General features: G+C 75.3%; 26 protein-coding genes. 14 read left to right on the top strand and 12 right to left on the bottom strand.

Annotated elements, in window-relative coordinates; translation table 11 throughout:
* Nucleotides 1–28 precede the first annotated feature (28 nt).
* Together ACIQI7_RS06250 and ACIQI7_RS06245 are read right to left on the bottom strand one after the other, a co-directional pair.
* Nucleotides 29–328 carry a hypothetical protein gene (locus tag ACIQI7_RS06250; protein ID WP_401105647.1) on the bottom strand — a complete coding sequence of 100 codons (300 nt, stop codon included), beginning with the start codon at nucleotides 326–328 and terminating at the stop codon, nucleotides 29–31.
* Between the two features lie 58 nt (nucleotides 329–386).
* Entirely contained in the window at nucleotides 387–1,388 is a 1,002-nt protein-coding gene (locus ACIQI7_RS06245) for a Ku protein (RefSeq protein ID WP_401105645.1), read from the bottom strand.
* A gap of 145 nt (nucleotides 1,389–1,533) precedes the next feature.
* On the opposite strand from ACIQI7_RS06245, the gene ACIQI7_RS06240 reads away from it, so the two are divergent.
* From ACIQI7_RS06240 to ACIQI7_RS06230, 3 genes are all read left to right on the top strand, one after another.
* Nucleotides 1,534–1,770 carry a hypothetical protein gene (locus ACIQI7_RS06240; RefSeq protein ID WP_401105643.1) on the top strand — a complete coding sequence of 79 codons (237 nt, stop codon included), beginning with the start codon at nucleotides 1,534–1,536 and terminating at the stop codon, nucleotides 1,768–1,770.
* A gap of 289 nt (nucleotides 1,771–2,059) precedes the next feature.
* Nucleotides 2,060–3,499, top strand: coding sequence for an amino acid permease (locus ACIQI7_RS06235; protein WP_401105641.1), 1,440 nt, complete (start codon nucleotides 2,060–2,062; stop codon nucleotides 3,497–3,499).
* 229 nt (nucleotides 3,500–3,728) lie between these two features.
* Nucleotides 3,729–4,907 (top strand): helix-turn-helix domain-containing protein, encoded by a 1,179-nt coding sequence (locus ACIQI7_RS06230; RefSeq protein WP_401105640.1) that lies wholly within the window; start codon nucleotides 3,729–3,731, stop codon nucleotides 4,905–4,907.
* Between the two features lie 158 nt (nucleotides 4,908–5,065).
* Here ACIQI7_RS06230 and ACIQI7_RS06225 read toward each other — a convergent pair whose 3' ends face one another.
* The gene (locus ACIQI7_RS06225) at nucleotides 5,066–5,833 is read right to left on the bottom strand and encodes a serine protease (protein ID WP_401105638.1); all 768 of its coding nucleotides are present in this window, start codon (nucleotides 5,831–5,833) and stop codon (nucleotides 5,066–5,068) included.
* Nucleotides 5,834–5,996: 163 nt separating this feature from the next.
* Here ACIQI7_RS06225 and ACIQI7_RS06220 point away from each other — a divergent pair, with 163 nt between their 5' ends.
* The 3 genes from ACIQI7_RS06220 (at nucleotide 5,997) to ACIQI7_RS06210 (ending at nucleotide 9,269) form a co-directional block, all read left to right on the top strand.
* Nucleotides 5,997–6,827 carry an EI24 domain-containing protein gene (locus ACIQI7_RS06220; RefSeq protein ID WP_401105637.1) on the top strand — a complete coding sequence of 277 codons (831 nt, stop codon included), beginning with the start codon at nucleotides 5,997–5,999 and terminating at the stop codon, nucleotides 6,825–6,827.
* A gap of 538 nt (nucleotides 6,828–7,365) precedes the next feature.
* Nucleotides 7,366–8,031: a transglycosylase SLT domain-containing protein gene (locus ACIQI7_RS06215; protein WP_401105635.1), complete on the top strand. Its 666-nt coding sequence runs from the start codon at nucleotides 7,366–7,368 to the stop codon at nucleotides 8,029–8,031.
* Between the two features lie 233 nt (nucleotides 8,032–8,264).
* Entirely contained in the window at nucleotides 8,265–9,269 is a 1,005-nt protein-coding gene (locus ACIQI7_RS06210; protein ID WP_401105634.1) for a glycosyltransferase family 2 protein, read from the top strand.
* Nucleotides 9,270–9,303: 34 nt separating this feature from the next.
* On the opposite strand, the gene ACIQI7_RS06205 is transcribed toward ACIQI7_RS06210, so the two are convergent.
* The gene (locus ACIQI7_RS06205; RefSeq protein WP_401105632.1) at nucleotides 9,304–9,930 is read right to left on the bottom strand and encodes a hypothetical protein; all 627 of its coding nucleotides are present in this window, start codon (nucleotides 9,928–9,930) and stop codon (nucleotides 9,304–9,306) included.
* On the opposite strand from ACIQI7_RS06205, the gene ACIQI7_RS06200 reads away from it, so the two are divergent.
* Nucleotides 9,929–12,943, top strand: a complete 3,015-nt coding sequence (locus ACIQI7_RS06200; protein WP_401105630.1) for an FAD-binding and (Fe-S)-binding domain-containing protein — start codon at nucleotides 9,929–9,931, stop codon at nucleotides 12,941–12,943. The genes ACIQI7_RS06205 and ACIQI7_RS06200 overlap by 2 nt on opposite strands.
* On the opposite strand, the gene ACIQI7_RS06195 is transcribed toward ACIQI7_RS06200, so the two are convergent.
* Nucleotides 12,940–13,443, bottom strand: a complete 504-nt coding sequence (locus ACIQI7_RS06195) for a hypothetical protein (protein ID WP_401105628.1) — start codon at nucleotides 13,441–13,443, stop codon at nucleotides 12,940–12,942. The genes ACIQI7_RS06200 and ACIQI7_RS06195 overlap by 4 nt on opposite strands.
* On the opposite strand from ACIQI7_RS06195, the gene ACIQI7_RS06190 reads away from it, so the two are divergent.
* Together ACIQI7_RS06190 and ACIQI7_RS06185 are read left to right on the top strand one after the other, a co-directional pair.
* Complete coding sequence (locus ACIQI7_RS06190) at nucleotides 13,442–14,029, top strand: TetR family transcriptional regulator C-terminal domain-containing protein (RefSeq protein WP_401105626.1); 588 nt, start codon at nucleotides 13,442–13,444, stop codon at nucleotides 14,027–14,029. The genes ACIQI7_RS06195 and ACIQI7_RS06190 overlap by 2 nt on opposite strands.
* A 32-nt stretch (nucleotides 14,030–14,061) precedes the next feature.
* The gene (locus tag ACIQI7_RS06185; RefSeq protein WP_401105624.1) at nucleotides 14,062–14,472 is read left to right on the top strand and encodes a PaaI family thioesterase; all 411 of its coding nucleotides are present in this window, start codon (nucleotides 14,062–14,064) and stop codon (nucleotides 14,470–14,472) included.
* A 104-nt stretch (nucleotides 14,473–14,576) separates the two neighbouring features.
* Here the strand turns inward: ACIQI7_RS06185 and ACIQI7_RS06180 are convergent, their stop codons facing one another.
* Together ACIQI7_RS06180 and ACIQI7_RS06175 are read right to left on the bottom strand one after the other, a co-directional pair.
* The gene (locus ACIQI7_RS06180; RefSeq protein ID WP_387751838.1) at nucleotides 14,577–15,026 is read right to left on the bottom strand and encodes a CBS domain-containing protein; all 450 of its coding nucleotides are present in this window, start codon (nucleotides 15,024–15,026) and stop codon (nucleotides 14,577–14,579) included.
* An 82-nt stretch (nucleotides 15,027–15,108) separates the two neighbouring features.
* A complete protein-coding gene (locus tag ACIQI7_RS06175; protein WP_401105621.1) occupies nucleotides 15,109–16,101 on the bottom strand; it encodes a slipin family protein in 993 nt (330 codons plus the stop codon).
* Nucleotides 16,102–16,262: 161 nt separating this feature from the next.
* Here ACIQI7_RS06175 and ACIQI7_RS06170 point away from each other — a divergent pair, with 161 nt between their 5' ends.
* A complete protein-coding gene (locus ACIQI7_RS06170) occupies nucleotides 16,263–17,120 on the top strand; it encodes a uracil-DNA glycosylase (RefSeq protein WP_401105619.1) in 858 nt (285 codons plus the stop codon).
* A gap of 8 nt (nucleotides 17,121–17,128) precedes the next feature.
* Here the strand turns inward: ACIQI7_RS06170 and ACIQI7_RS06165 are convergent, their stop codons facing one another.
* Nucleotides 17,129–18,007 (bottom strand): CHAD domain-containing protein, encoded by an 879-nt coding sequence (locus tag ACIQI7_RS06165; RefSeq protein ID WP_401105617.1) that lies wholly within the window; start codon nucleotides 18,005–18,007, stop codon nucleotides 17,129–17,131.
* A gap of 204 nt (nucleotides 18,008–18,211) precedes the next feature.
* On the opposite strand from ACIQI7_RS06165, the gene ACIQI7_RS06160 reads away from it, so the two are divergent.
* The 3 genes from ACIQI7_RS06160 (at nucleotide 18,212) to ACIQI7_RS06150 (ending at nucleotide 20,605) form a co-directional block, all read left to right on the top strand.
* Nucleotides 18,212–18,886 carry a hypothetical protein gene (locus ACIQI7_RS06160; protein WP_401105615.1) on the top strand — a complete coding sequence of 225 codons (675 nt, stop codon included), beginning with the start codon at nucleotides 18,212–18,214 and terminating at the stop codon, nucleotides 18,884–18,886.
* 149 nt (nucleotides 18,887–19,035) lie between these two features.
* Nucleotides 19,036–19,848 (top strand): DsbA family protein, encoded by an 813-nt coding sequence (locus tag ACIQI7_RS06155; protein ID WP_401105613.1) that lies wholly within the window; start codon nucleotides 19,036–19,038, stop codon nucleotides 19,846–19,848.
* Between the two features lie 91 nt (nucleotides 19,849–19,939).
* A complete protein-coding gene (locus tag ACIQI7_RS06150; RefSeq protein WP_401105610.1) occupies nucleotides 19,940–20,605 on the top strand; it encodes a vitamin K epoxide reductase family protein in 666 nt (221 codons plus the stop codon).
* 7 nt (nucleotides 20,606–20,612) lie between these two features.
* Here ACIQI7_RS06150 and ACIQI7_RS06145 read toward each other — a convergent pair whose 3' ends face one another.
* The 4 genes from ACIQI7_RS06145 to ACIQI7_RS06130 form a co-directional block, all read right to left on the bottom strand.
* Nucleotides 20,613–21,113, bottom strand: coding sequence for an NUDIX domain-containing protein (locus tag ACIQI7_RS06145; RefSeq protein ID WP_401105609.1), 501 nt, complete (start codon nucleotides 21,111–21,113; stop codon nucleotides 20,613–20,615).
* Between the two features lie 101 nt (nucleotides 21,114–21,214).
* On the bottom strand, nucleotides 21,215–22,303 hold the full coding sequence (locus ACIQI7_RS06140) for a serine hydrolase domain-containing protein (RefSeq protein ID WP_401105608.1): 1,089 nt from the start codon (nucleotides 22,301–22,303) through the stop codon (nucleotides 21,215–21,217).
* 48 nt (nucleotides 22,304–22,351) lie between these two features.
* Entirely contained in the window at nucleotides 22,352–22,867 is a 516-nt protein-coding gene (locus ACIQI7_RS06135; RefSeq protein WP_401105606.1) for a GNAT family N-acetyltransferase, read from the bottom strand.
* A 24-nt stretch (nucleotides 22,868–22,891) separates the two neighbouring features.
* Nucleotides 22,892–23,308, bottom strand: a complete 417-nt coding sequence (locus ACIQI7_RS06130; protein ID WP_387751819.1) for an ankyrin repeat domain-containing protein — start codon at nucleotides 23,306–23,308, stop codon at nucleotides 22,892–22,894.
* A gap of 398 nt (nucleotides 23,309–23,706) precedes the next feature.
* On the opposite strand from ACIQI7_RS06130, the gene ACIQI7_RS06125 reads away from it, so the two are divergent.
* Nucleotides 23,707–23,901 carry a hypothetical protein gene (locus tag ACIQI7_RS06125; protein ID WP_188300502.1) on the top strand — a complete coding sequence of 65 codons (195 nt, stop codon included), beginning with the start codon at nucleotides 23,707–23,709 and terminating at the stop codon, nucleotides 23,899–23,901.
* The last annotated feature ends 17 nt before the right edge of the window (nucleotides 23,902–23,918 follow it).

The raw sequence follows: 23,918 nt of genomic DNA, 5'->3' as shown, positions 1-23,918 counted from the left end.
CCTCCCGGACCACGCCCTCCCGGCCGGGTCAGGACGCCATCCGGTGCCGGCCCGGCCCGGGGGTCATCCAGCGGGCGATCACGCCGACCATCGCGACGACCGTCAGGCCCCAGAAGATCGCCATCGGCACCAGCACCGGCAGCAGGCTCACCTGGGCGGCGATCATGCCGAGGCCGACCGAGAGCGCGATCATGAACGTCACCACGGTGGGGCTGAGGCTGAGCAGCCAGTGCCAGACGCGGTGCCCGAAGCCCCGGGCCCTGCGGGCTTCGGGGCCGGCGTCGGCGTCGGCCCGGGCGTCGATCTCCTTGTAGGTCAGCAGGTCCATCGGGATCGCCTCCAATGCTGGACGGCTGGACGGGAGCGGAGCCTGGCCCCGTGGGGGGTCAGGAGGCCTTGCGGGGTGACGAGGACTTGCGGGTGGTGGTCTTCTTCGCCGGCGAACCGCTCGCGGCGGACTTCGCCGAGGTCTTCGTGGCACCCTTCCCGGAGGTCGCCCCGGAGGACTTCGGGGCCGTCTTCGCGGCGGTCTTCTTCGCCGGGGCGCGCTTGCGCGGCGCGGGTTCCTCCTCGGCCCCGGCCTCCCCGGCCTCCCCGGCCCCGCCGCCCCGCCCGCCCTTGGCCTGCTTGAGGCTGCTGCGCAGCGCCTCCATCAGGTCGATCACGTTGTCCGGCGCCTCGCCCGGCTCCTCCTCGTGCGGGACCTCCACGCCCTCCAGCCGCGCGGTGATCACCTGCTGCAGCGCCTGCTGGTAGTCGTCGTGCAGCTGGGACAGGTCGAAGTCCTCGGAGAGGGTGTCCATCAGCGACCGCGCCATCTTGAGCTCCTGCGGCCGGACGGTGACGTCGTCCTCGGGCGCGATGCCGGCCGCCGGGCGGACCTCGTCGGGCCAGATGCAGGTCTGGAGCACCAGGGTGTTGTCGTGAACCCGCAGCACCGCGGGCGACTCCCGGGTGCGGAGCGCGATCTTGGTGACGGCGATCTGCCCGGAGTCGGTGAGCGCGTCGCGCAGCAGGGCGTACGGCTTGGCGGCGGCCTTGTCGGCGACGCCCACGTAGTAGGCCTTGGAGAACATCAGCGGGTCGATCTCGCCCTCGTCGACGAAGGCCAGCACGTCGATGATCTTCTTGCTGGGCAGCGGCAGGTCGGCGAGGTCCTCGTCGGAGAGCGTGACGGTCCGCCCGTCGGGGGACTCGTACCCCTTGGCGATCTCCGCGTACGGGACCTCCTTCTCCTCCCGTTCGCAGTACCGCTTCATCCGCACCCGGCCGCCGTCCTTCGCGTGCACCTGGTGCAGCGGGACGTCGTGCTCCTGGGTCGCGGAGTAGAGGTGGACGGGGATGCTGACCAGCCCGAAGCTGATCGTCCCCTTCCAGGTGGTCTGCATGGGGTCGCTCCTGACCGGCGCCGGGTACCGGCCGGCACCGAGCACGCTCGGGATGCTCCTACGACATGCCCCGAGAGTCCCACTCTGCCCGGATTTGCGAGGATCGGCCACACCGCGCCGACAATGGGCCGAGGAGGTCGATGCGATGACCGCCCGGAGCCGGGAGGACCGGCACGACCCGGGCCGGGAGCCGCCGCCGGAGCGGTACGGCTACCTGGTGACGTACGCGGTACGGGGCGAGCCCGGCGTACGACGCGCGGAGGTGACCGTGCTGCCCGGATACTCACAGGAGGAGGACATCCCCCGGATCCTGGCCGCCCGGCTGACCGGGCGGCCGGCGGACGGGGCCTCGATCACCGTCCTCGACGTGCGGCCGGTCTGACCGCCCCCGCGGCCGGCCCGACCGCCCCCACCCAGGGCCGATTTGAGCCCCAGCAGAGCTTGGCGACCTGCCCGATCACTGACGGTGCGTCAGATCTGAGGTTTCCATGCCACCTTTCCACCCACCCTGACCAGGCCTTTTGCGTTCGGTGAGCGAACAGTTATCAAAGGATTGTTCCGATACTCGGGCGTAGAAGTTAGGTTGCGACGCAATGCGCGGGCAAGTCCCCCACCCTCCGGCGCGACGAGCCGAGGGTCACACCGCGCTGGAAAGGCACAGGGCACCCTTGATGAGTGCGGACACCACCAAGCCCACGACGGCCACCGAGGCCCCCCACCGGTCGGAGCCGATCGGACACGGCGGCGACGGCCACCTGAAGGCCGGGCTCAAGAACCGCCACCTGTCGATGATCGCCATCGGCGGCGTGATCGGCGCCGGCCTCTTCGTCGGCTCCGGCGCGGGCATCGCGTCCACCGGCCCGGGCATCCTGCTCTCCTACGCACTGGCCGGCGCGCTGGTCGTGCTGGTGATGCGGATGCTCGGCGAGATGGCCGCGGCCGACCCGCAGAGCGGCTCGTTCTCGGCGTACGCGGACCGCGCGCTCGGCCGCTGGGCCGGCTTCTCCATCGGCTGGCTGTACTGGTTCTTCTGGGTCGTGGTGCTCGCCGTCGAGGCGACGGCCGGCGCGAAGATCCTCAACAACTGGGTGCCCGGCGTGCCGCAGTGGGGCTGGGCGCTGATAGTGATGGCGGTGCTGACCGCCACCAACCTCTTCTCGGTGGCCTCCTACGGCGAGTTCGAGTTCTGGTTCGCCGGGATCAAGGTGGTCGCGATCGCCGCGTTCCTGGTGATCGGCACCCTCGCCGCCTTCGGTCTGCTGCCGGGCACCCACTCGGTCGGCACCAGCAACCTCACCGGCCACGGCGGCTTCCTGCCGCACGGGGTGGGCGCGGTCTTCACCGGCATGCTCACCGTGGTCTTCGCCTTCATGGGCAGCGAGATCGTCACCCTGGCCGCCGGCGAGTCGGAGGACCCGGAGAAGGCGGTCAGCAAGGCCACCAACAGCGTCATCTGGCGCATCGGGATCTTCTACCTGGGCTCGATCCTGCTCGTGGTCACCCTGCTGCCGTGGGACTCCGCCGAGGTCAAGGCGAGCCCGTACGTGGCGGTGCTGGACCACATCGGCATCCCGGGCGCCGGCCAGGTGATGGACGTGATCGTGCTGACGGCCGTGCTGTCCTGCCTCAACTCCGGGATGTACACGGCCTCCCGGATGGCGTTCTCGCTCGGCCAGCGCGGGGACGCGCCCAAGGCCTTCGCCACGGTGACCTCGCGCGGCGTGCCGCGGGTGGCGATCCTCTCCTCGGTGGTCTTCGGCTTCGTCGCGGTGTTCTTCAACTACACCTCGCCGGACACCGTCTTCGCCTTCCTGCTCAACTCCTCCGGCGCCGTCGCGCTCTTCGTCTGGCTGGTCATCTGCGCCACCCAGCTGCGGATGCGCAAGATCATCGAGCGCGAGATGCCCGAGCGGCACACCGTCCGGATGTGGCTGTACCCGTACCTGACCTGGACGGCCATGGGCATGATCGGGTTCGTCATGGCGTACATGTTCACCGACGCCGACGGGCGCAAGCAGATGTACCTGTCGCTGGTCGCCGCAGCCATCGTGCTGGCGGCCTCGGCCGTGGTGGGCCGACGGCGGCGGGCCGCGGTGGCGGCGGGCTCCTGACCCGTCCGTCCCGCGCGGGAACGCCGGGCCCGGGAGCCGTTGCGGAGGCTCCCGGGCCCGGTGCCGTTCCCGGCGCGCGGGATGGACGGGAGCCGGGCCCGGCCACCCGGCACCCGGCACCCGGCACCCGGCACCGGCACCGGCACCCGGCCAGTTTGACCAAGGCACGTCAAAGGGGATACCACGGCATGACGCTCCCCCACGAGCCCCCGCCCCTCCGGGAGACCCCGTGCCGCCCCTGCCCGCCCCCGCACCGCCCCCGCCACCCCCTCCGCGCGCGCAACCCGAGGCCGCGCGCCTGCGCTTCGGCCACCGGCTGCGCCACTGGCGCGAGGCCCGCGGGCTGAGCCAGGCCGAGGTCGGCCGGCTGCTCGGCTACCACGACTCACTGATCAGCCGGGTGGAGAACGCCCGCCGCTGGCCGCCGCCCGGACTGCCCGCCCGGGCCGACGAGCTCCTGCTCGCCGGCGGCGAGTTGGCGTCCCTCTGGCAGTCCGTCCACCGGGAACGCGAACGCCTCGGCGCCCGCGCCGCCACCGCACGGCCACCGCTCCCGGCCGCCCCCGCCCCACCGGACGACGCCACCGTCGAGGCGCTCGCCCAGCTGCTCGCCGCCTACCGCGCCGCCGCGGCCCGGCTCGGCGGCGAGGAACTGGCCGCCGTCCTGGAGCACCACGCCCACACCCTGCTCGGCCGGGCCCTGCCCGACCCGCGCGACCACCCCGCCGCCGGGTCGCTCGCCGCCCAGTACGCCGAACTCGCCGGCTGGGCGCACTTCGAGGGCGGCCGCCACGCCCGCGCGCTCAGCTGGTACGCCACCGGCCTGGAGTGGGCCCACGCGACCGGCGACCGGGCCACCGCGGCCGCACTGCTCGCCCGGCAGAGCACCCTCTACTGGTGGCACGGCGACGACGCCACCGCGCTCGCCCTGGCCGACGCCGCCCGGAGCACCGCCCCTCCCCTGCCGGGGCCGCGGGCCTGGGCCGCCGTCGTCCAGGCCCACGCCCACGCCCTGGCCGGCCGGGCGGCGCAGGTGTCCCGGGCCCTGGAGGACGCCCGGCGGCTGACCGGCGCCGCGCTGCGCTCCGGCGAGCCGACGCCCTGGTCGGCGCGCGCCGACCTGGTCCTGGCCGTCGCGCACGGCACCTGCCAGCGGGACCTCGCCGTCCGCACCGGCCGCGCCGGCCACGCCCGCGCCGCCGCCGACCGGCTGGAGGCCGCCCTGCGCCTGCTCGACCCGGCCACCCGTCCGCGCGACCACGCCCTGGTCATCGCCCGCCTGGCCGGCGCCCACGCCCTCGGCGGCCGCGCCGACGCCGCCGCCGGCCTGCTCGCCCTGCTGCCCCCGAACCCCACCGGCCGGATCGCCCGCGAGCGGCGGCGGGCCGAGGAGTGGCTGCGCGGGTGAGCGCCCGGGACGCGGGGCGCCCCGCCCGCCGTGCCGCGGCGTCCGCTCCGCCACGACACAGCGGGGCCGGCCACCACCTGGGGACGTGGTGGCCGGCCCCGCCGGACCGGTTCGGCCGGGACGGGCGCCGGTTCGGCCGGCGCCCGTCCCGGGTCGGCTCAGAGGCCGGCCGCCGCCGCGGCGATGTCGGCCGCGTAGGTGCTCACCTGGGAGTAGACCCCCGGGTAGCCCGCGCGGGCGCAGCCGTTGCCCCAGCTGACGATGCCGACCTGGATCCAGCGGCCCGCCGTGTCCTGGCGGACCATCGGGCCGCCCGAGTCGCCCTGGCAGGTGTCGACGCCGCCCTGGTCGACGTAGCCCGCACAGATCGAGCCGGCCTTGTTCAGGCCCGGGTAGGCGCTCTCACAGCTGGCGTCGTCGACGAACGGCACGGTGGCCTTGAGCAGGTACCGCTGCTGGGCTCCGCCCTCGCGCGCGGCTCCCCAGCCCATGATGGTGAAGGTGCCGCTGTCGTAGGCGGTGGTGGTGGCGATCGGCAGGGTGCTGACCAGGCTGCTGTTCACCGGCGAGGCCAGCTTGATCAGCGCCCAGTCGTCGCCGTTCTCGGCGCCGGTGAAGCCCGGCGACTGGTAGACGTACGAGGAACGGACCTTGATCGCGCTGCCGCTGCGCAGGTCGACCGCCCCGAAGGTGGCGGTGATGCTGCTGTTGGCGCCGGTGCCGTCGACGCAGTGGGCGGCGGTGAGCACGATCTGCGGGGTGTAGAGCGCGCCGCCGCAGCCCATCGAGAGCCGCGCCATGAACGGGAACTCGCCCTGCGCCGCCCGCGTGCCGCCGACCACGCCGGGGGACGGTGCGGGCGACGCGGCGGCGGGCAGCACGAGCAGGCCGGCGCCGAGCACCAGGCCGGCCAACAGGCTCGTCATTCTGCCGAGTTGACGCTTCATCGAGCTCCTCCTTGACAGGTGGGGGAGCACCGAGAGTGGCCCGTCGGACGGTGCGGCAGGAGGGCCCGGACCTTGCCGGTCGAAACTGGCAGGAACACGGCAATGCGAGGTTCCGGGCGGGGAGGCCCTAGGGTGATCGCCCATGCGAGATCTTGTGGCGGGGACGAAGTACCTGATCGCGGGCCAGAAGTGGGTGGGCCGGCACGGCCGCTGGTGGGGCTTCGGGATGCTGCCGGCCCTGATCGCCCTGGTCGGCTACGTCGTCGCGCTCGCCTTCCTCGGCGCCTGGTCCGTGGACCTCGCGGCCTGGGCCACCCCGTTCGCCGACCGCTGGGGCTCGCCCTGGCGGGACCTGCTGCGCGACGCGCTCGCCGCGATCGTCTTCGGCGGCGGCCTGTTGCTCTCCCTGCTCACCTTCACCGCCGTCACCCTGCTGGTCGGACAGCCCTTCTACGAGGCGCTCTGCGCCGCGGTGGACGAGAGCGAGGGCGGCGCGCCCACCCCGCCGGACATCCCGGTCTGGCTCGAACTGCTGATCGCGCTGCGCGACAGCGTGTACGTGCTGGCGCGGGTGGCCGCGTTCGGCGTGCTGCTGTTCGCCTGCGGGTTCATCCCGGTGATCGGGCAGACGGTGGTCCCGGCGCTCGGCTTCCTGGTGTCCGGCTTCTTCCTCACCGTCGAGCTGACGGCCGTCGCCCTGCAGCGGCGCGGGGTGCCGCAGCCCGAGCGGATCCGGCTGCTGCGCGGCCGGCTCGGGCTGGCGCTGGGCTTCGGCACGCCGCTGGTGCTGGCGTTCCTGGTGCCGCTGGTCACGGTGCTCGCCATGCCGGGGGCCGTCGCCGGTGCCACCCTGCTGGCCCGCGACCTGGTGCCGACGACGGGGCAGGACGAGCCGGAGGAGGAGACGCCCGCCCCCGAGCAGCCCTCCGCCCCCGCGCGGCCCGTCCCGGGGAATCCGTACGCGAGCTCCTGAGTCCGTGACCGTCCGCTCACGCTGCGCCGAGCTTCCGCCCGTCCACGTGTGAGCCCGCCCACAGCGGGTTCGCCACCTACGATCCCCGATAGTGGAGCTGCGGCCCGGAGCCCGCTCGCCGGCGGGCCGCGGGCTCCGCGGCCGGACCGCCCCCAGCCGCGCTCCTCCTGAAGAACACAGGCCGCCGCGGCTGTCGCCCTTGCGATCCGTCGTGACCGCTGGCATCGATCCCCAGATGGGCAATCCGGGCAAATCCCACCGAATTCTCTGCCGGACCCCGTCGCGACCGCCCCGCAGCCACGATCCTGCGTAGTAGGTGACTCCTTTGCCACCCGCCCCCGGCCCTGCCAAGAATGGCCCGTCGCCAGGCAGCGCAGCCGATCGCCTCCGCCGCCGCGCAGCCCGCCCGCCCCGCCGCTTCCGCCGGGGCGCCACGGCCGTCCAGGGCGGCCGCACGGCTCCGCTCACCCGGAGCCCGCGCGATGCCCGCCCCCGGTGCCACCGGCACGGCCCCCGACGGAGAAGGATCGTCCGCCCCATGCAGCTCAGCCATGCCCGCCGCAACTCCCTGATCACCGGTGTCGCCACCCTGGTGGTCGCGAGCGCCGCCACCGCCGCCCTCGCCGTCCCGCAGGCCGGGAGCACCACCGAGGCCGCCCCGGTGGCCGCCGTCTCGGTGGACGGCGCGCCGGGCGCCGACCAGGGCCGGGGCCAGGCCGACACCGCTGCCGCCGCCGAGCAGGCCGCCCAGGAGGCCCGGGCCAAGGCCGAGGCGGACGCCGCCGCCCAGGCGCAGGCTCAGGCCGAGGCGCAGGCCGCCGCCCAGGCCCAGGCGGACGCCAAGGCCAAGGCCGACGCCGAGGCCGCCGCCTCCCGCTCCCAGGAGCGCCAGAACCTCAACGCCCCGGCCGCCTACTCCGGCACCCCGCAGCAGATCGCCGCGCAGATCGTCCCGGCCGGCCAGCTCCAGTGCTTCAGCAACATCGTGTTCCGCGAGAGCAGCTGGAACCCGCTCGCGGTCAACGCCTCCTCCGGCGCCTACGGCCTGGTCCAGGCCCTGCCCGGCTCCAAGATGGCCTCCGCCGGCGCCGACTGGCGCACCAACCCGGCCACCCAGATCAAGTGGGGCCTGAACTACATGAACACCCGTTACGGCAGCCCCTGCGCCGCCTGGTCGTTCTGGCAGGCCCACCACTGGTACTAGGCCGAACCCTGGCACCAGGCCGAACGTTCGGCTCACCGGGGCCCGCGACGCACCGCGCGTCGCGGGCCCCGGCGCATCCACCGGCGCGCATCGCCCCAGGTCGGGAGCGTGGACACGGCCGGAAGGCGGCGTGAAGATATGGCGTACGCTCGTACGATTTGCCACGGATTGCTCGTAATTACGCACCGTCAGGCCTTTGCCACGGTTCGCGAGCCCTCTTACGCTCCGGCGTCATGCCCTCACCCCTGATCAGCGTCGTGGTCCCCGCCTACGACCAGCACGAACAGCTCGCCGACTGCCTGGACTCGCTGCTCGCGCAGTCCCTGGCCGACGTCGAGGTGGTCGTCGTCGCCGACCGCTCGCCCGAGACCGCGGGTGGGCTCGCCGACGCGTACGCGGCCCGGCACCCCCGGGTGTCGGTGCTGCACCTGAACGCGGCGGTCGGGGTCGGGGCGAGCCGGAACGCGGGGGCGGCGCGGGCGACCGGCGAGTACCTGCTCTTCCTGGACGCCGACCACCTGCTGCCCCGGGACGCGCTCCAGACGCTCGCCGACCGGCTCCGGCAGACCGGCCCGGTGGACGTGCTGCTGTTCGGCCACTCCCGCCGGCACCAGGACCGGGACTGGCCGGGCGGGGCCGAGGCGCTGCTCGCCGAGGCCGGCCCCGAGCCGTTCGCACCCTTCGACCGGCCCACGCTGTTCGGCGCGCCGCCGCTGGTCTGGGACCGTCTGCTCCGCCGCGGCCACTGGGAGGAACTGGGCCTGGCCTTCCCGCCCGGCCGCTACGAGGAGGTCCCGGTGGCGCACGCCGCGCTGCTCGGCGCCCGGAAGGCCGCCGTGCTGGCGCGCGAGTGCGTCCAGCTGCGCCGCCGGGAGACCGTCCACCCGGCGAGCGGCCCGGGCAGCAGCGTCTTCGACCTGTTCGAGCAGTACGAGCGCAGCTTCGCCCTGCTGGAGGACCAGCCGCACCTGTACGCGGTGCGCGACGCGCTGTTCGTCCGGATGGTCCGGCACTACCTGTTCGTCTTCGACCTGGCCGGCTGCGTCAGCCGCGCCGAGCGGCCGCAGTTCTTCCACCGCGCCGCCGAGCACCACCGCCGCTTCCAGCCGCCCGGGCACCGCCGGCCGGGCGGCCGCGAGGGGATCAAGTTCTCGCTGCTGGCGGGCGGGGCCTACCCGGCCTTCGAGGTGGCCAAGCTGTCCCACATCGCGCGCGGCACGCTCACCGGGCGGAAGTAGCGCGGGCGGCGGAGCGGCGGCCGGGCGGGCCCGCTCAGGCGTGCGCGGTGCCGCCCCCGGCGGCCATCGCGGCGGCGATCCGGCGGGCCCGCTCGGCCCGCACCGTGGCGGGCAGCGGCGGCAGCACGTCCATCCACAGCGGCAGCGTCGAGCCGCGCAGCTGCGCCATCCCCTCGGGCCGGGCGAGGATCCACAGGTGCAGGTGGGCGGCGCCGTCGCCCCAGCGGTTCACATGGACCCGGCCGACGCCGCCGAGCGACAGCACGGCCCGCTCCACCCTCTGGAGCATCGGCCCCAGCCCCGTGGAGAGTTCGGCCGGCAGATCCAGCAGGTCGTGGTGGGCGCGCGGCCAGAGCAGCAGGGTGGCGGGCAGGCCGTCCGGCTGCTCGGTGGTGCCGAGCCGCCAGTGCTCGTCCGTCCACAGGAAGTCGGTGTCCGGGCGGGCGCAGTCCGGGCAGCCGTCCGGGCCGTCCTCGCCCTGCCGGGGCGGCTCGGGCAGCTCGGGCGCCCGTAGCTCCCGGACGGTCAGCTCGCCCTCGTACGGGAAGACCTCCCAGGACGGCGCGCCGCCCGCCGGGAAGGGCAGCGGCTCGCCGATCGGGAGGTGGGCGAGGTAGGCGTCGGGGCCGGCCGGGTCCACGGCCGCGGGTTCGTCGATCATGACCGCCGAGACTGTCATACGACACCCCGTCGGCGGTACCCCAGTCGCGCCCGGTGCCCGGAAGGCCGCGCGGCTGCGATCATCGGCGGAGCCGTCGCCGCACCCGCCCGGGAGGTCCCTGGTGAGCCGTCCGTCCGCCGTCCCCGGGGCCGCGTTGGCCCGCGAGCTGGCCGCCGTGCTGCGCGGCGAGGTCCGCTTCGGCGCCGCCGAGCGCACCGTCTACAGCCACGACGCCTCCAACTACCGGCAGTTGCCGCTCGGCGTGGTCAAGCCCGCCGACCTCGACGACGTGCGCACCGCGCTGGCGCTCTGCCGCGAGCACCGGGTGCCGGTGGTGGCGCGCGGGGCCGGGACCAGCATCGGCGGGCAGGCGATCGGCCCCGGCGCGGTGGTGCTGGACTTCCGCCGCCACCTGGGCGCGGTGCTGGAGCTGGACCCGGAGGCCCGCACCGCGCGCGTCCAGCCGGGCACCGTGCTGGACGACCTCCAGCGCGCCGCCCGGCCGTACGGGCTGCGCTTCGGCCCCGACCCGTCCACGCACAGCCGCTGCACCCTCGGGGGCATGATCGGCAACGACTCCTGCGGCTCGCACTCGCTCGCCTGGGGGCGCACCGCCGACAACGTCGAGCGGCTGGAGCTGCTGCTCGCGGACGGCACCGAGCTGGCCGTCGGCGGGCGGCTCGGTGCGGACGAGCGCGCGGCGCTGCGCGCGCTGCCCGGCCGGGCGGGGCGGCTGCACGGCGAACTCCAGGAGTTCACCGACCGCAACCTGGCCCTCATCCGGCAGGGAATGCCGCGGCTGCCCCGCCGCACCTCCGGCTACCCGCTGGACGCGCTGCTGCCCGAGCACGGCCACGACCTGGCCCGGGCGCTCACCGGCACCGAGGGCACCTGCGCGCTGCTGCTCGGCGCCACCGTCCGGCTGGTCGAGGACCCGCCCGCCCGGGCCCTGGTGGTGGCCGGCTACCCCGACGAGGGCGCCGCCGCCGACGCCGTCCCGGCGCTGCTGCCGTACGGTCCGCTGACCGCCGAGGGCATGGCCGCCGACCTGATCGCCGCGCTGCTCGCCGCCGGGCCCCGCCCGCCCGCGCTGGACCGGCTGCCCGCCGGCGAGTGCTGGCTGTTCCTGGAGGCCGGCGGCGACACCCCGTTGGCCGCCTACCAGGCCGCCCGCCGGCTCGCCGACGCGGTGCGCCGCGAGCGCTCGGCCACCGTCGCCCTGGTCACCGACCCGGCCGAGCAGCGCCAGCTGTGGGCCGTCCGGGAGGCGGGCGCGGGGATCGTCACCCGGCTGCCCGGGGGCGGTCAGGCCTGGCCCGGCTGGGAGGACTCCGCCGTCCCGCCCGAGCGGCTCGGCGACTACCTGCGGGACCTGCGCGCCCTGCTGCGCCGACACAGCCTGCACGGCGTCCCGTACGGGCACTTCGGCGACGGCTGCGTGCACCTGCGGATCGACTTCCCGCTGGACGAGCCCCAAGGGGTGCTGGTCTTCCGGGAGTTCGTGGAGGAGGCGGCCGATCTGGCGGTCTCGTACGGCGGTTCGCTCTCCGGCGAGCACGGCGACGGACAGGCCCGGGCCGAGCTGCTGCCGCGCATGTACCCGCCCGAAGTCATCGGCTTGTTCGGCGAGTTCAAGCGGATCTGGGACCCGGAGAACCTGCTCAACCCGGGCGCCCTGGTCGATCCCCGGCCGCTCGACGCCGACCTGCGCTTCGTCACCGCCCCGCGCCGCACGCTCCCGCTGACCCTCCCGTACGAGCAGGACGGCGGCAGCCTGGTCAAGGCGGTGCACCGCTGCGTGGGCGTCGCCAAGTGCGTGGCCCCGGGCAGCGGGGTGATGTGCCCGAGCTACCTGGCCACCGGCGAGGAGCGGCACTCCACCCGGGGGCGGGCCCGGCTGCTCGCCGAGCTGCTGCGCGGGGAGGCGATCCCGGACGGCTGGCGTTCGGAGGAGGTCCGGGAGGCGCTGGACCTCTGCCTGAGCTGCAAGGGCTGCGCGAGCGACTGCCCGGTCCACGTCGACATGGCGACCTACAAGTCCGAGTTCCTGTACCAGCACTACCGGCACCGGCCGCGTCCGCCCGCGCACTACTCGATGGGCTGGCTGCCGCTCTGGCTGCGGGCCGCCGCACTCGCACCCGGGGCCGCCAACGCGCTCGCCCGCTCGCGGGCCGGCGGGCTGCTCAAGCGGCTCGGCGGGATCGACCCGCGCCGGGTGCTGCCGGTCCTGCCGCCGGAGACCTTCACCGCCTGGTACCGGCGGCACCGGGCCGCCCACCCGGCCCCGGCGGGCGCCCGGCCGGTGCTGCTGTGGCCGGACACCTTCTCCGACCGCCTCCAGCCGAACGTGCTCCGCTCGGCCGTCGAGGTGCTGGAGCACCTTGGCTTCGACGTCCGGCTGCCCCCGGGCCCGGTCTGCTGCGGCCTCACCTGGTACTCCACCGGCCAACTCGGCACCGCCCGGCGGGTGTTGCGACGCAGCCTGCGGGTGCTGGCGGCAGCCCGGGTGCAGGCCGACACCCCCGTGGTCGGCCTGGACCCGAGCTGCACGGCGACCCTGCGCGAGGACCTGCCCCGACTGCTCGGGGCGGAGGGCCGCCCGCTCGCCGACCGCACCCGCACCTTCGCCGAGTTCCTCGACGAGTACGCCCCGGACGCCCCGCTCCCCCGGATCCCGCTGGCCGCCGTCACCCAGACCCACTGCCACCAGCACGCGGTGCTGGGCAGCGCCGCCGACCGCCGGGTGGAGGCCCGGCTCGGCCTGGACAACCGGGTACTGGACGCCGGCTGCTGCGGCCTGGCGGGCGACTTCGGCTTCACCCGGGGCCACTTCGAGGTGTCCGAGGCCATCGCGGAACGGGTGCTGCTGCCCGAGGTCCGGGCCGCCGGACCCCGGACGGTGGTCCTCGCGGACGGCTTCAGCTGCCGCACCCAGATCGCCCAACTCGCCGACGGGCGGCAGGCCCTGCACCTGGCGGAGCTGATCGCCCGGGCTCTGCGGGACGCCGGTTAGGCGTGTGCCGCGAGGAAGGCCCCGGCGTGCGCCGCGGCCTCCTCCCGGCTCCGGTGGACGGTGGCGGCCTCGCCGTGCTCCCCGTCCGCACCGACGGCCGTCCAGCGCCAGCCGCCGGCCTCGTCCTCGGCGAGATCGACCGTCCCGCCGAACAGGTCGAGCGAGCCGGGCCGGGCCGCCGGACGGCTGACCGCCGCCGGCCACTTCTTCCGGGCGCCCTGCCGGGTGATGCCCCAGGCGGCGCCGAGCTGCTCGTAGCTGGCGCCGTAGGAGCCCGCGGTGGCGGCCGCGCCGGCCGTGAGCCGCTTGACCTCCGCGTCCACCAGCTTCCAGGCGGACAGCACGGAGAGGGCGACCTCGACCGGTTCGGCGTCCCACATCCGCTCCACGGGCAGGCCGGTCGCACGGGCGCGCACGGCGGTGGCGAGGGGGTCAAGGGCGTCGAGAAGGGCCTTGGCCAGCTCGGCCCGTTCCTCATGGGTGATCTCCACAGCGGTCATGCCGACAACTGTAGTTACCAATCCCGGTTTCGACAACCAAAGTTACCGAGGACTCGGTCCAGCGGGCTCACGCCCCGCCGCTCGGGCGCGAACGGGACGCCCGAGGAGACCCCCCGGCAACCGACCACCAGGGCATCCCCCAGGAAGCCCACCCCGATCCACAGCTGGACCGGCCGGGCGTCCGGGGCCACGCCGCCGCCTGCTCGACCCGGCCCCCGGCGCCGACCGGCGCGAGCTGACCACCCGGCTGCTCGCCGAGACCCTCCCGCTGGACGCCGAGCGCCGGGAGGAGTCCGCGCTCTGGCTCTCCTTCGTCACCGCCGCCCGCACCCGGCCCGAGCTGCGGCCCCGCGCCGCCCAGCTGCAGGCCGGACTCGACGACCTGGTCCGGCGCGTCCTCGTCGAGTCCGAACGCTCCGGCGGCCTGGCCCCCGGCCTCGACCTCGACGTCGAGACCCGCCGGCTCTCCGCCCTGCTGGACGGCCTCACCCTCCAGGCCGTCCAGCACCCCGGCCTGGTCGGCCCGGACGAACTGCGCGCGGCGCTGCGCCGCCACCTCGACACCCTGGCCGCCCGGGCCTGCTGACACCGCGCCGACACCCCCGGCACAATGGCGCGATGACCCTCACCACCGCCGAGGCGGACAAGGTTCTCGCCGACCACTTCGCCCCCTGGGTGCAGGCCCTGGGCCTGTCGACCGCCGAGACCGGCGAGCGCCACGCCGTCCTGCGCCTGCCCTGGTCCGACCGGCTCGCCCGCGAGGGCGGCGCCCTGTCCGGCCAGGCGCTGATGGCCGCCGCCGACACGGCCTGCGTGATCGCCGTCGCCTCCGCCCGCGGCGGGTTCGGCCCGATGACCACCGTCCAGCAGTCCACCAGCTTCCAGCGCGCGGTCCTCGACCGGGACGTCCTGGTGCACGCCCGGATCACCAAGCTCGGCCGCCGGATCGCCTTCCTCGACGTCGTCCTCGCCCCCGAGGGCGCCGAGGACCCCGCCGCCCACGCCACCGCCGTCTACGCGCTGGGGTGACCCGGCCGGCCCCCGGCCTCCCCGTCCCGCCCCGGCCGACCGGCGCGGCCGCGGCCCCCGCCCGGTGCGGTGCCGGGGGCGGGGGCCGCGTGGGCACGGCGGGTTCAGCCCTGGGCCGCCCCCGCGGGCGCCTCCTCCGCACAGACCGCCGAGACGAACTCGGCCACCCGCGCCTGCGGCAGGCCGCGCGCGATGTCCGCCTCGCTGATCATGCCGACCAGCTTGTGCTCCGGGTGGTTGATCACCGGCAGCCGGCGCACCTGGTACTGCTCCATCACCCGCAGCACCTGCTCGCAGTCCTCGTCCGCCTCCACCGTCATCGGCCGCCCCTGCGCCAGGTCGCCCGCCGTCACCGACGCCGGGTCACGGCCCTCGGCGACGCAGCGCAGCACGATGTCGCGGTCGGTCACGATGCCCACCAGCTTGTCGCCCGGCCCGCAGATGGGCAGCGCGCCCACATGCCGTTCCCGCATGATCCGGGCTGCGGCCGCGAGCGTCTCGTGCTCGCGGACGCACTCCGCGCCCGGGTGCATGATGTCGCTGGCTCTGGTCATGGTCCGCCTCCTGACCTGGCTTCCCTTCCCCTCGTCCATCCTGGTCCGGGCGGGTGGCCGACGCCACCGGGGCCCGGTCCGCTCACTCCTCCCCGACCGGTCCGGTCCGGCCGTCGCGCTCGGGCCGGCCGTCCGGCGACTCCGGACGGTCCACCGGCAAGTGCTCCAACACCTCCTCCAGGGCTGGCAGTTCGTGCTTGGTATGGTCCGGTTCGAGCTCCTCCTCCGGGACCTCGCCGCTCTCCACCGCCTCCTCCGCGGCCTTCGCCCCGGCCGCGGCCGCCGCGGCCGTCAGCAGGTTCCGCTGCTGGACCTCCGTCGCGCTGTCCAGGAAGCGCAGCAGCTCCACCGGGAAGGGCAGCACCAGCGTCGAGTTCTTCTCCGCGGCCACCTCCACCACGGTCTGCAGCAGCCGCAGTTGGAGCGCGGCCGGGGTCGCGCTCATCACCGCCGCGGCCTCCGACAGCCGCTCCGATGCCTGGTACTCGCCGTCCGCCGTGATGATCCGGGCCCGCCGCTCCCGCTCGGCCTCCGCCTGCCGGGCGATCGAGCGCTTCATCGACTCCGGCAGTGCGACGTCCTTGATCTCCACCCGGTCGATCTCGATGCCCCAGCCCAGCGCCGGGCTGTCGATCATCAACTCCAGCCCCTGGTTGATCGGTTCCCGGTTGGCCAGCAGGTCGTCCAGCTCGCTCTTGCCGATGATCGAGCGCAGCGAGGTCTGCGCGACCTGGGAGATCGCGAAATTGTAGTCCTGCACGTTGACGGTGGCCTTCACCGGGTCCAGCACCCGGAAGTAGACCACCGCGTCCACCCGCACGGTCACGTTGTCCCGGGTGATGCCCTCCTGCGCCGGGATCGGCATCGTCACGATCTGCACGTTCACCTTGCGCAGCCGGTCCGCGATCGGCAGCAGCGCCACCAGCCCGGGATCGCGCACCTCGTCGCGCACCTTCCCGAAGCGGAACACCACGCCCTTCTGGAACTGCTGGACGACCCTGATGCTCAAGCCCGCCCAGATCGCCCCCAGGCCGACGAGCCCTCCGACGGCACCCAGCACCGCATCGACGATCATCGCGGCCTCCTCGCGGCCTGCGCGCACACCGGCGCGTCCGGCCGCCGCCGACCCGGACCGGCCGGGGACCGCCGGAGCAACTGGTTCCACGCTACGCCTGCCCGGCCCGCCCCGGAACGACCCCCGGCCCCCCGGGGCCCCGGCTGGTTAGGATCGTGGCCATGCCGACCGTGGCCGTGCCCTCCCCTTCCGACGAGCCCGCCGACGAACCCGCGGACGCACCCGCGGACACAGCCGCTTACGGGCCCGCTTACGATCCCGCCGACGACCCCGAGGACCCCCGCCACCCCGCCGAGGCCGCCGCCCGGGCCGGCGGAATCACCGCGCTGGACCGCGTGGTCACCGGCTGCCGCGCCTGCCCCCGCCTGGTCGAGTGGCGCGAGGAGACCGCCCGGACCAAGCGCCGCGCCTACCTGGACTGGGACTACTGGGCCCGCCCCATCCCCGGCTTCGGCCCGCCGGACGCCCCGCTCGTCCTGGTCGGCCTCGCCCCCGCCGCCCACGGCGCCAACCGCACCGGCCGGATCTTCACCGGCGACCCCTCCGGCGACCTGCTCTACGCCTCCCTGTACGAGCTCGGGCTCGCCAACCGCCCCGAGTCCGTCCGCCACGGCGACGGCCTGGAGCTGTTCGGCGTGCGGATCACCGACCCGGTCCGCTGCGCCCCGCCCGACAACCGGCCCAGCACCGCCGAGCGCGACACCTGCCGGCCCTGGATCACCCGCGAGCTGGAGCTGATGCGCCCCACGGTCCGCACCGTCGTCGCCCTCGGCGGCTTCGCCTGGCAGGCGATGCTGCCGGTGATCGCGGACGCCGGCTGGCAGGTCCCCCGCCCCCGCCCCGCCTTCGGCCACGCCGCCCTGGCCGCCTTCCCGGCCCGCGACGGCGGCCCGGAGCTGCGGATGTACGGCTGCTACCACGTGAGCCCGCGCAACACGAACACCGGCCGGCTGACCACCGCGATGCTCCGGGAGCTGCTGCGCGAGGCGGCCCGCTCGGCGGGGCTCGACCCCCGCTGAGGCCCCGGTCAGTCGAACCGGGCCAGCTTCCGTCCCGCCGCCCGCCGCCAGACGTCCGGCAGCCGTCGCCGGGTGGCCTCCGCGACGGCCAGCCGGCCGCCGTACAGGACGCCGTAGCCGAACGGCTCGCCGCCGTCGGCCGCGTGGGCGGCGAGGGTGCCCGCGGCGACCACGGCGTCCTGGTGCTCGCCCAGCACCTCCTGGACGGCCTTCATCCGCCGGACGTAGCGCTCGGCCCGGGCGCCGACCGCCGGGACGGCGGTCTCACCGGCGTAGCGGGCGCGCTTGGCCGCCTTGCGTGCCCGGTGGAGGGCGTGGTCCCGCTGCTCGGGGCCGGCGGCGAGGGCGGTGCGGACGCGTTCGGCGGTGCGGCGCTGCTCGCGGGCGGCGATCCGGGAGAGCTCCGGGCCGGCGGCGCGGGCGGCGCGCGGGCGCAGCGGCGGGTCGGCGAGCAGGACGGCGAGGGCCTCGCCGAGCGCCCGGCGGCGGGGGCTGTCGACGGCGGCGACCACCTCGGACCGGACCTCCCGGTACTCGGCCCCGCCCCACCGCTCCAGCGCGGCGGCGACCCGCCCCGGCTCGCACGCGGCGGGCAGCCGGCGGGCCTCGGCGGCCAGCCGTTCGGCCAGCACCTCGTGGTCGCGGGCCCTGCCGAGCGCGCCGGCGAGCCAGCGCAGCTCGACGACCAGGTCCTCGGTGGCGCCGGGCACGAACAGCCGCCGGAAGGACCGCAGGGCGCTGCGCAGCCGCCGGCAGGCGACCCGCATCCGGTGCACGGCGTCCGGCTCGTCCGCCCGGACGGCGTCGTCCAGGCCGGCCAGCAGCGCGGCCTGCGCCTCGATGCGGGCCATCAGCACCTGCCCGACCGTGGTCCCGGGTTTCGCCATCGGCGCCCGCTCCCCTCGTCGCGTCAGCGGGAACGCCTTCCAGGCTAGTCCGCGCACCGCCGCTGCCGCCCCCGCAGCGCTCGTCGGAAGCGGCCGGGCCTGCGGGCTCGCGGGCGGCCCCGCAGGCTACTGAACGCGCGTCAGCCGGGCCAGGGGCCTACGGGCCCTCGTGCCGGACGCGGGCGCCATGGCATACTCCGGAGCGTGACGACCTCCTCCCGTGCGACCAGGGCCCTGCGGGCCGCGGTGTTCACCGCGCTCGCCGTGCCGATGGCCGCGTTGGGCCAGGTGGTCATCACCGGCCGCCCGCTGCCGCTGTCGCTGGTGGCCACGGCCGGTGCCGTCGTCTTCCTGGTCGCGGCCGTGCTGGCCGGCGGGGAGCGGCGGCTGCTGCACATCTCCGGCGTGATGGTGCCGGTCGAGCTGCTGCTCAACACCACCTTCAACCTGGGCCAGGCCGGCTGTTCGCCGGTGCTGGCCGGTCAGGTGCCCGCCCGCGGCGTGAACCTGCTGGTCTGTGGCGGCGGTTCGGTGGACGGCTCGCTGCTGAGCGGCCCGCTGGGCCACGCCGGGCAGTTGGCCCCCGCCGCGACCCAGCTGCTGCTCCTGCTGGTGCACCTGGTGATCGCCCTGGCCGCCTCGGCCTGGCTGCGGATGGGCGACGCCGCCCTGTCCTCCCTGGCCCGGGCGCTGCGCGCGCTGCGCGAGTCGCTGGCCGGCCCGCTGCGCGCCCTGGTCGTCCTGCTGGTCCCGGCTCCGGTGCGCCCGGTGCTGCGGGTGCCGCTGCCGGTGTCGGACCGTCCGCGGCCGCGCCGCGAGGACGTGGCGCTGAGCCCGGCGCCCCGGCGCGGCCCGCCCGCCCTCGCGCCTGCCTGCTGATCGTCCTTCCCGCTCGATCCTCCCCCGTGCCCGGCCGGACGGCCCGGTGCGCCCGCAGGCAGTGCGCACGACTCCCGCGTTCCCCGAACCCGCCGCACCAGCGGCTTCCCGCGCGCACCCGCGCGCCGCGTACAGGAGTTGACTTCCCCATGGCTCAGGCCCCCAGCAAGCAGCAGGCCAAGCGCATCAGTGCCCGTGAGCGGATCCAGGAGGCGCAGCGCCGCGAACAGCAGGCCGCCAAGCGCCGGCAGCGGATCGTGGTGACGGTCTCGGCCGTCGTCGTCCTGGCCCTCGCGGGCGGCGTCGCCCTCGCGGTCAACTCGGCCTCGGACAAGGACGACAAGGCCTCCGCCGCCGCCTCGGCGCCGCTGGTCGTGCCGGCCAACGCCTCCGGCCCGGACGGCACGGTGGTCACCTACGGCAAGGCCGACGCGCCGCACACCATGGCGATCTACGAGGACTTCCGCTGCCCGGTCTGCAAGCACTTCGAGGCGGCGAACGGCGAGACCGTCAAGAAGCTCACCGAGGACGGCCGGATCAAGGTGGAGTTCCACCTGGCGGCGTTCCTGGACAAGAACCTCGGCGGCAAGGGCTCGCGCACCGCGCTGGCCGCCGCCGGCGCCGCGCTGAACGAGGGCGTGGACAAGTTCAAGGCCTTCCACGACGTGCTGTACGCCAACCAGCCGGACGAGCGCGAGGACGGCTTCGGCGACGTCGACCACCTCCTGGACCTGGCGGGCCAGGTGCCCGGTCTGAAGACGGACGCCTTCGTGAAGGCGGTGACCGACCGGACCTACGCCCCGTGGGCGGCCAAGGTCTCCGACGCGTTCAACGACAGCGGGGTGACCGGCACCCCGACCGTCAAGGTGGACGGCAAGCAGATCACCCTGTTCGCCGGCAACGCCGTGGTCCCGCCGGAGCAGTTCACCGCGCAGGTGAAGCAGGCGGCCGGCCTCCAGTAGGCCGCGTCCCCGCACCCGTACCGGCACCACCCGGCCCGGCCGATTCCCGGCCGGGCCGGCTCCTCCAAGCCAGCCACCGGAGTGTGCTGCCATGACCGCCGCTACCCCCGTGCACCTGTCCCGCTCCGCCCCCGACGACGCCCCCGACGACGGCACCGGCCGGGCCCCGGTCGGCGCGAGCCGCGCCCTCGCCCTCCTGCTGTTCCTCGGCGGGCTGGTCGGGCTGGCCGCCTCGGCCGTCCTGACCTTCGACAAGCTCCGCATCCTGGAGAACCCCTCCTACGTCCCCAGCTGCAACATCAACCCGGTGATCAGCTGCGGCTCGGTGATGCGCACCGAGCAGGCGGAGGTCTTCGGCTTCCCGAACCCGCTGCTCGGGCTGGCCGCCTTCGGCGCGCTGACGGCGATCGGCGCGGGGCTGCTCGCCGGGGCCGCCTACCGGCGCTGGTTCTGGCTGGGGCTGAACGCGGGCACCGCGCTGGGCGTGGTGTTCGCGCACTGGCTGGTCTACCAGGCGCTGTACGACATCGGCGCGCTCTGCCCGTACTGCATGGTGGTGTGGGCGACGGTGGTGGCGCTGTTCTGGTACACCACGCTGCACAACCTGCGCTCGGGCGTCGTGCCGGTGGGCCCGCGGCTGCGGGTGGTCGTCCGGGAGGCGGCGCGGTACCACTGGGCGCTGCCGGTGCTGTGGGCCGCGGTGATCGCGCTGATGGTCCTCAACCGGTTCTGGTACTACTGGAGCACCCTCCTCTGACCTCCCGTCATCCGACGTACCCGGGCGAGTGCAGCAGTGCGGCGGCGCCGGTCCGCCGGGCCTCCAGGGCCCCGGTGAGCCGGCGCGCCGCACCGGGCTGCAGCAGGGCGGCCGCCTGGGCCGGGGTGAAGTACCCGTGGTCGGCGACCTCCTCGGCCTGCGCCCGGACCACCGCCCCGGCCGCGACCGTCCCGCCGTCGAACATGAACTGCACGGCGGGGTGGGCGTGTTCGCCCTGATCGGGGATCGCGTCGCGCCACTCCACCACCAGCAGCCGCAGCGGCCCGGCCGACAGGCCGGTCTCCTCGTACAGTTCGCGGGCCGCGCACTCGGCGGGCCCCTCCCCCGGGTCCATCCCGCCGCCGGGGAACTGCCACTGGTCGCGGTAACTGGCCTTCAGCAGCAGGATCCTGCCCGCCTCGTCGGTCAGCAGCACGCTGCACCCGACGTAGGCGCGCACCATGCCGGCGAGCCACTCCTCCTCCGAGAGTGCCCAGGTGTCCGTCATCGCGCCTCCTCCGCCGACCGCCGCCTCGGGGACAATCTGCCGCGGTCGCGGCCCGGGAAACGGCGGTTCGCGCCGAATCCACCCGAAGGAGTGCCGGGGCCCTATCCGAAGACGGCCCGCCGGAAGGCGTTGCGCAGCTCGGTCAGCTGCTGGACGCCCCGGTCGTAGTGCACCGCGTTGGTGAGCAGCAGCGCCCAGCGGCCGAGCCGCCGGGAGACCCAGAAGCCGGTGCCGGTGAAGCCGTAGTGGACGAAGGTGCCCTCGGCCGGGTCGGTGCCGGGGGCGCACAGCCAGGACAGGCCGCGGGCGGGGGTGAGGCCGCCGGTCTGCTCGCGCAGCGACTCCCCGATCCACGTGCCGCCCCAGGGCAGTCCGGGCGGCGGGGCGAGCAGCGCGGTGAGGAAGCGGGCGAGGTCGCGGGCGGTGGAGAAGGCCCCGGCGTTGCCGGAGACGCCGCCGAGCAGCCGGGCGGACGGGTCGTGGACGACGCCGCGCAGGTGGCCGCCGGCACCCTCGTCGTACTCGGTGGGCGCGGCCCGGCCGGCGGACGCGGCGTCGAGCGGGCCGTACCGGGTGTCGGCCATGCCGAGCGGCCGCCAGGCCCAGCGCGCGGCGAGCTCGTCCAGCGGGGCGCCGCCGAGGTCCTCGACCAGGTGGGTGAGCAGCACGGCGGCCCGGTCGGTGTACTCGACGGCCGTGCCCGGCGGGCGGTGCAGCGGGGCGGCGAGGACCCCGGCCCGGATCGCCGCGGGGTCGCGCCCGTAGAGCTCCTCGAAGCGGGTGTAGGGGAGCATCCCGGCGGTGTGGGCGAGGAGTTGACGGGCCGTCACCACTGCGGCCGGGCGGTCGGCGGCCGGTCCCCACCAGTGGCCGAGCGGCTCGTCCAGGGGCAGCCGGCCGGTCTGCCGCAGCACCCCGGCGCAGGGCCAGAGCGCGACGACCTTGGTGAGGCTGGCGAGGTCGTACGGGGTGTCCGGCCCGGGCCGCAGCCGCGCGTACGGCCCCTGCCCGAGCACGCCGTGGCTGCCGCCGCCGAGCGTGCCGCCGGCCTCGCCGACGGCCCAGACGGCGCCCGCCCCGAGGGTGCGCGCGCCGTCCCCGACCAGCCGGTCCAGCTCCCCGCCGGGCGCGGCCAGGCCGGGGAGCCGGTCGGCTCCGGGTGCGCCGGGTCCGGCTTGCCGGTGACTCATCCGTCTCCCCCTTCGGGCCGACGGGAGCCTTCCCCGCGCGAGCGCGGGTCAGACCGCCGGAGCCAGTTCCTTGCCGAGGCAGATGCTCTGCGGGTGGTCCTTGTAGATGCCGAACTTCCGGATCGCGGCGTAGCCCTCGGACCGGTACAGCGCGACGGCCTCGGGCTGCTCGGTGCCGGTCTCCAGGACGACGCGGGTGCGCCCGGCCTCGGCCGCGGTCCGCTCCAGGCGGCCCAGCACCGCCCGGGCCAGGCCGCGGCCGCGGGCCTCGGGGACCACGAACATCCGCTTCAGCTCGACGTCACCGTCGCGCAGGCCGTCCGGGTCGGCCTGCTTGGCCCGCCAGCCGCCGCAGGCGACCGGTCGGCCGTCCAGGTAGGCGATCATGAACAGGCCGGCCGGCGCCTCGAAGTCCTCCGGGTGCATGACGGTCTCGTCCGGGTCGCCGTAGCGGCGCACGTACTCCTGCTGCACCTCCGCCGAGAGCGCCTGGGCGTCGGGGTGGGCGTAGCCGGTGATGCGGAACTCGACGGTGCCGGTGTCCTGGGCGGTGCTGGTGCTCATGTCGGAAGAGCCTACGGTCCCCGCTCAGCGGGCCTCGAACCGGGCGACCAGGTCGTCCTTGCCGAACATCCGGGCGGTGTCCACGGCGCTCGGGGCGCCGGCCCGCGGGTCGGCGCCGCCGGCCAGCAGCACGTCGAGCACGTCCGTGGCGCCCTTGAAGACGGCGCCGGCCAGCGGGGTCTGGCCGTGGTCGTTGACGAGGTTCGGGTCGGCACCGTGCCGGAGCAGCTCCGCCACGGTGGCAGCGTGGCCGTGGTAGGCGGCGAGCATGATCAGGGTGTCGCCGCGGCCGTTGGTGAGGTCGGCCGGGGCGCCGGCGTCCAGGTAGCCGGACAGGGTGTCGGTCTCCCCGGCCCGGGCGGCGTCGAAGAGCTTCCCGGCGAGCGCGACCACCTCGGCGTCGGGGGCGTCGGCGGGCTGCTGGCTGGCGGCGTCGGTCATGGTGGGCGGCCTTTCCGGTCGGTCGTCGGGCGGTCTCGGGGCTGCGCCCAGGGCACGGTAGCGGCCGGTGCCGGAACGGGCCAGCGGGCCTCCGGAATCCGGATGACGGCCCGCGCCCGCGACGACACGCGGCCGCGCACGTCGCGCAGCCATTCGAGGGAACTTCCCGGACCCCCCGGAAACTTCCCACCCGCCGAGCGGGAATGCCTCGGCACACCGGATCCCCGCGACGCCAGGCCCCCACCCCCGGCCGGCTCGCCGACGCCACCCGGCCGACGGAACGGTCCCGAACGGCAGAACCACCCATTTGCGCCGTTCCATCATCTATTACTTTTTGTCACGATTAATGCGCTTACCGTAACACCCCTGCTTGTCCCCACCTTCCTGAGGAGCGGAACATGATCCTCTCGATTTCCGGCATCGTCCTGTTCGGCACCATCGCCTTTCTCTTCTTCCGCCGGGACGGACTAAAGGTCTCCCACGCCATCGTCTGCGCCCTGCTGGGCTTCTACATCGCCGGCTCCTCGATCGCACCGAGCATCACCGCGGGCGGCGCCAGCCTCGCCAGCCTGCTCAGCGGCATCAGGTTCTAGGTCCTGACTCCCACCCC

The organism is Kitasatospora sp. NPDC092039 (assembly GCF_044756065.1).
Classification (GTDB): Bacteria; Actinomycetota; Actinomycetes; order Streptomycetales; family Streptomycetaceae; genus Kitasatospora.
This window is presented reverse-complemented; position numbering and strand designations above follow the sequence as displayed.

Coding starts and splice junctions, on each gene's coding strand:
- ACIQI7_RS06215 (WP_401105635.1), top strand. CDS start 7,366: ATGCAGCTCAGCCATGCCCGCCGCAACTCCCTGATCACCGGTGTCGCC.
- ACIQI7_RS06210 (WP_401105634.1), top strand. CDS start 8,265: ATGCCCTCACCCCTGATCAGCGTCGTGGTCCCCGCCTACGACCAGCAC.
- ACIQI7_RS06155 (WP_401105613.1), top strand. CDS start 19,036: ATGGCTCAGGCCCCCAGCAAGCAGCAGGCCAAGCGCATCAGTGCCCGT.
- ACIQI7_RS06170 (WP_401105619.1), top strand. CDS start 16,263: ATGCCGACCGTGGCCGTGCCCTCCCCTTCCGACGAGCCCGCCGACGAA.
- ACIQI7_RS06220 (WP_401105637.1), top strand. CDS start 5,997: ATGCGAGATCTTGTGGCGGGGACGAAGTACCTGATCGCGGGCCAGAAG.
- ACIQI7_RS06165 (WP_401105617.1), bottom strand. CDS start 18,007: ATGGCGAAACCCGGGACCACGGTCGGGCAGGTGCTGATGGCCCGCATC.
- ACIQI7_RS06185 (WP_401105624.1), top strand. CDS start 14,062: ATGACCCTCACCACCGCCGAGGCGGACAAGGTTCTCGCCGACCACTTC.
- ACIQI7_RS06225 (WP_401105638.1), bottom strand. CDS start 5,833: ATGACGAGCCTGTTGGCCGGCCTGGTGCTCGGCGCCGGCCTGCTCGTG.
- ACIQI7_RS06180 (WP_387751838.1), bottom strand. CDS start 15,026: ATGACCAGAGCCAGCGACATCATGCACCCGGGCGCGGAGTGCGTCCGC.
- ACIQI7_RS06145 (WP_401105609.1), bottom strand. CDS start 21,113: ATGACGGACACCTGGGCACTCTCGGAGGAGGAGTGGCTCGCCGGCATG.
- ACIQI7_RS06135 (WP_401105606.1), bottom strand. CDS start 22,867: ATGAGCACCAGCACCGCCCAGGACACCGGCACCGTCGAGTTCCGCATC.
- ACIQI7_RS06140 (WP_401105608.1), bottom strand. CDS start 22,303: ATGAGTCACCGGCAAGCCGGACCCGGCGCACCCGGAGCCGACCGGCTC.
- ACIQI7_RS06195 (WP_401105628.1), bottom strand. CDS start 13,443: ATGACCGCTGTGGAGATCACCCATGAGGAACGGGCCGAGCTGGCCAAG.
- ACIQI7_RS06175 (WP_401105621.1), bottom strand. CDS start 16,101: ATGATCGTCGATGCGGTGCTGGGTGCCGTCGGAGGGCTCGTCGGCCTG.
- ACIQI7_RS06190 (WP_401105626.1), top strand. CDS start 13,442: ATGCCGACAACTGTAGTTACCAATCCCGGTTTCGACAACCAAAGTTAC.
- ACIQI7_RS06150 (WP_401105610.1), top strand. CDS start 19,940: ATGACCGCCGCTACCCCCGTGCACCTGTCCCGCTCCGCCCCCGACGAC.
- ACIQI7_RS06205 (WP_401105632.1), bottom strand. CDS start 9,930: ATGATCGACGAACCCGCGGCCGTGGACCCGGCCGGCCCCGACGCCTAC.
- ACIQI7_RS06250 (WP_401105647.1), bottom strand. CDS start 328: ATGGACCTGCTGACCTACAAGGAGATCGACGCCCGGGCCGACGCCGAC.
- ACIQI7_RS06240 (WP_401105643.1), top strand. CDS start 1,534: ATGACCGCCCGGAGCCGGGAGGACCGGCACGACCCGGGCCGGGAGCCG.
- ACIQI7_RS06245 (WP_401105645.1), bottom strand. CDS start 1,388: ATGCAGACCACCTGGAAGGGGACGATCAGCTTCGGGCTGGTCAGCATC.
- ACIQI7_RS06125 (WP_188300502.1), top strand. CDS start 23,707: ATGATCCTCTCGATTTCCGGCATCGTCCTGTTCGGCACCATCGCCTTT.
- ACIQI7_RS06130 (WP_387751819.1), bottom strand. CDS start 23,308: ATGACCGACGCCGCCAGCCAGCAGCCCGCCGACGCCCCCGACGCCGAG.
- ACIQI7_RS06200 (WP_401105630.1), top strand. CDS start 9,929: ATGACCGCCGAGACTGTCATACGACACCCCGTCGGCGGTACCCCAGTC.
- ACIQI7_RS06235 (WP_401105641.1), top strand. CDS start 2,060: ATGAGTGCGGACACCACCAAGCCCACGACGGCCACCGAGGCCCCCCAC.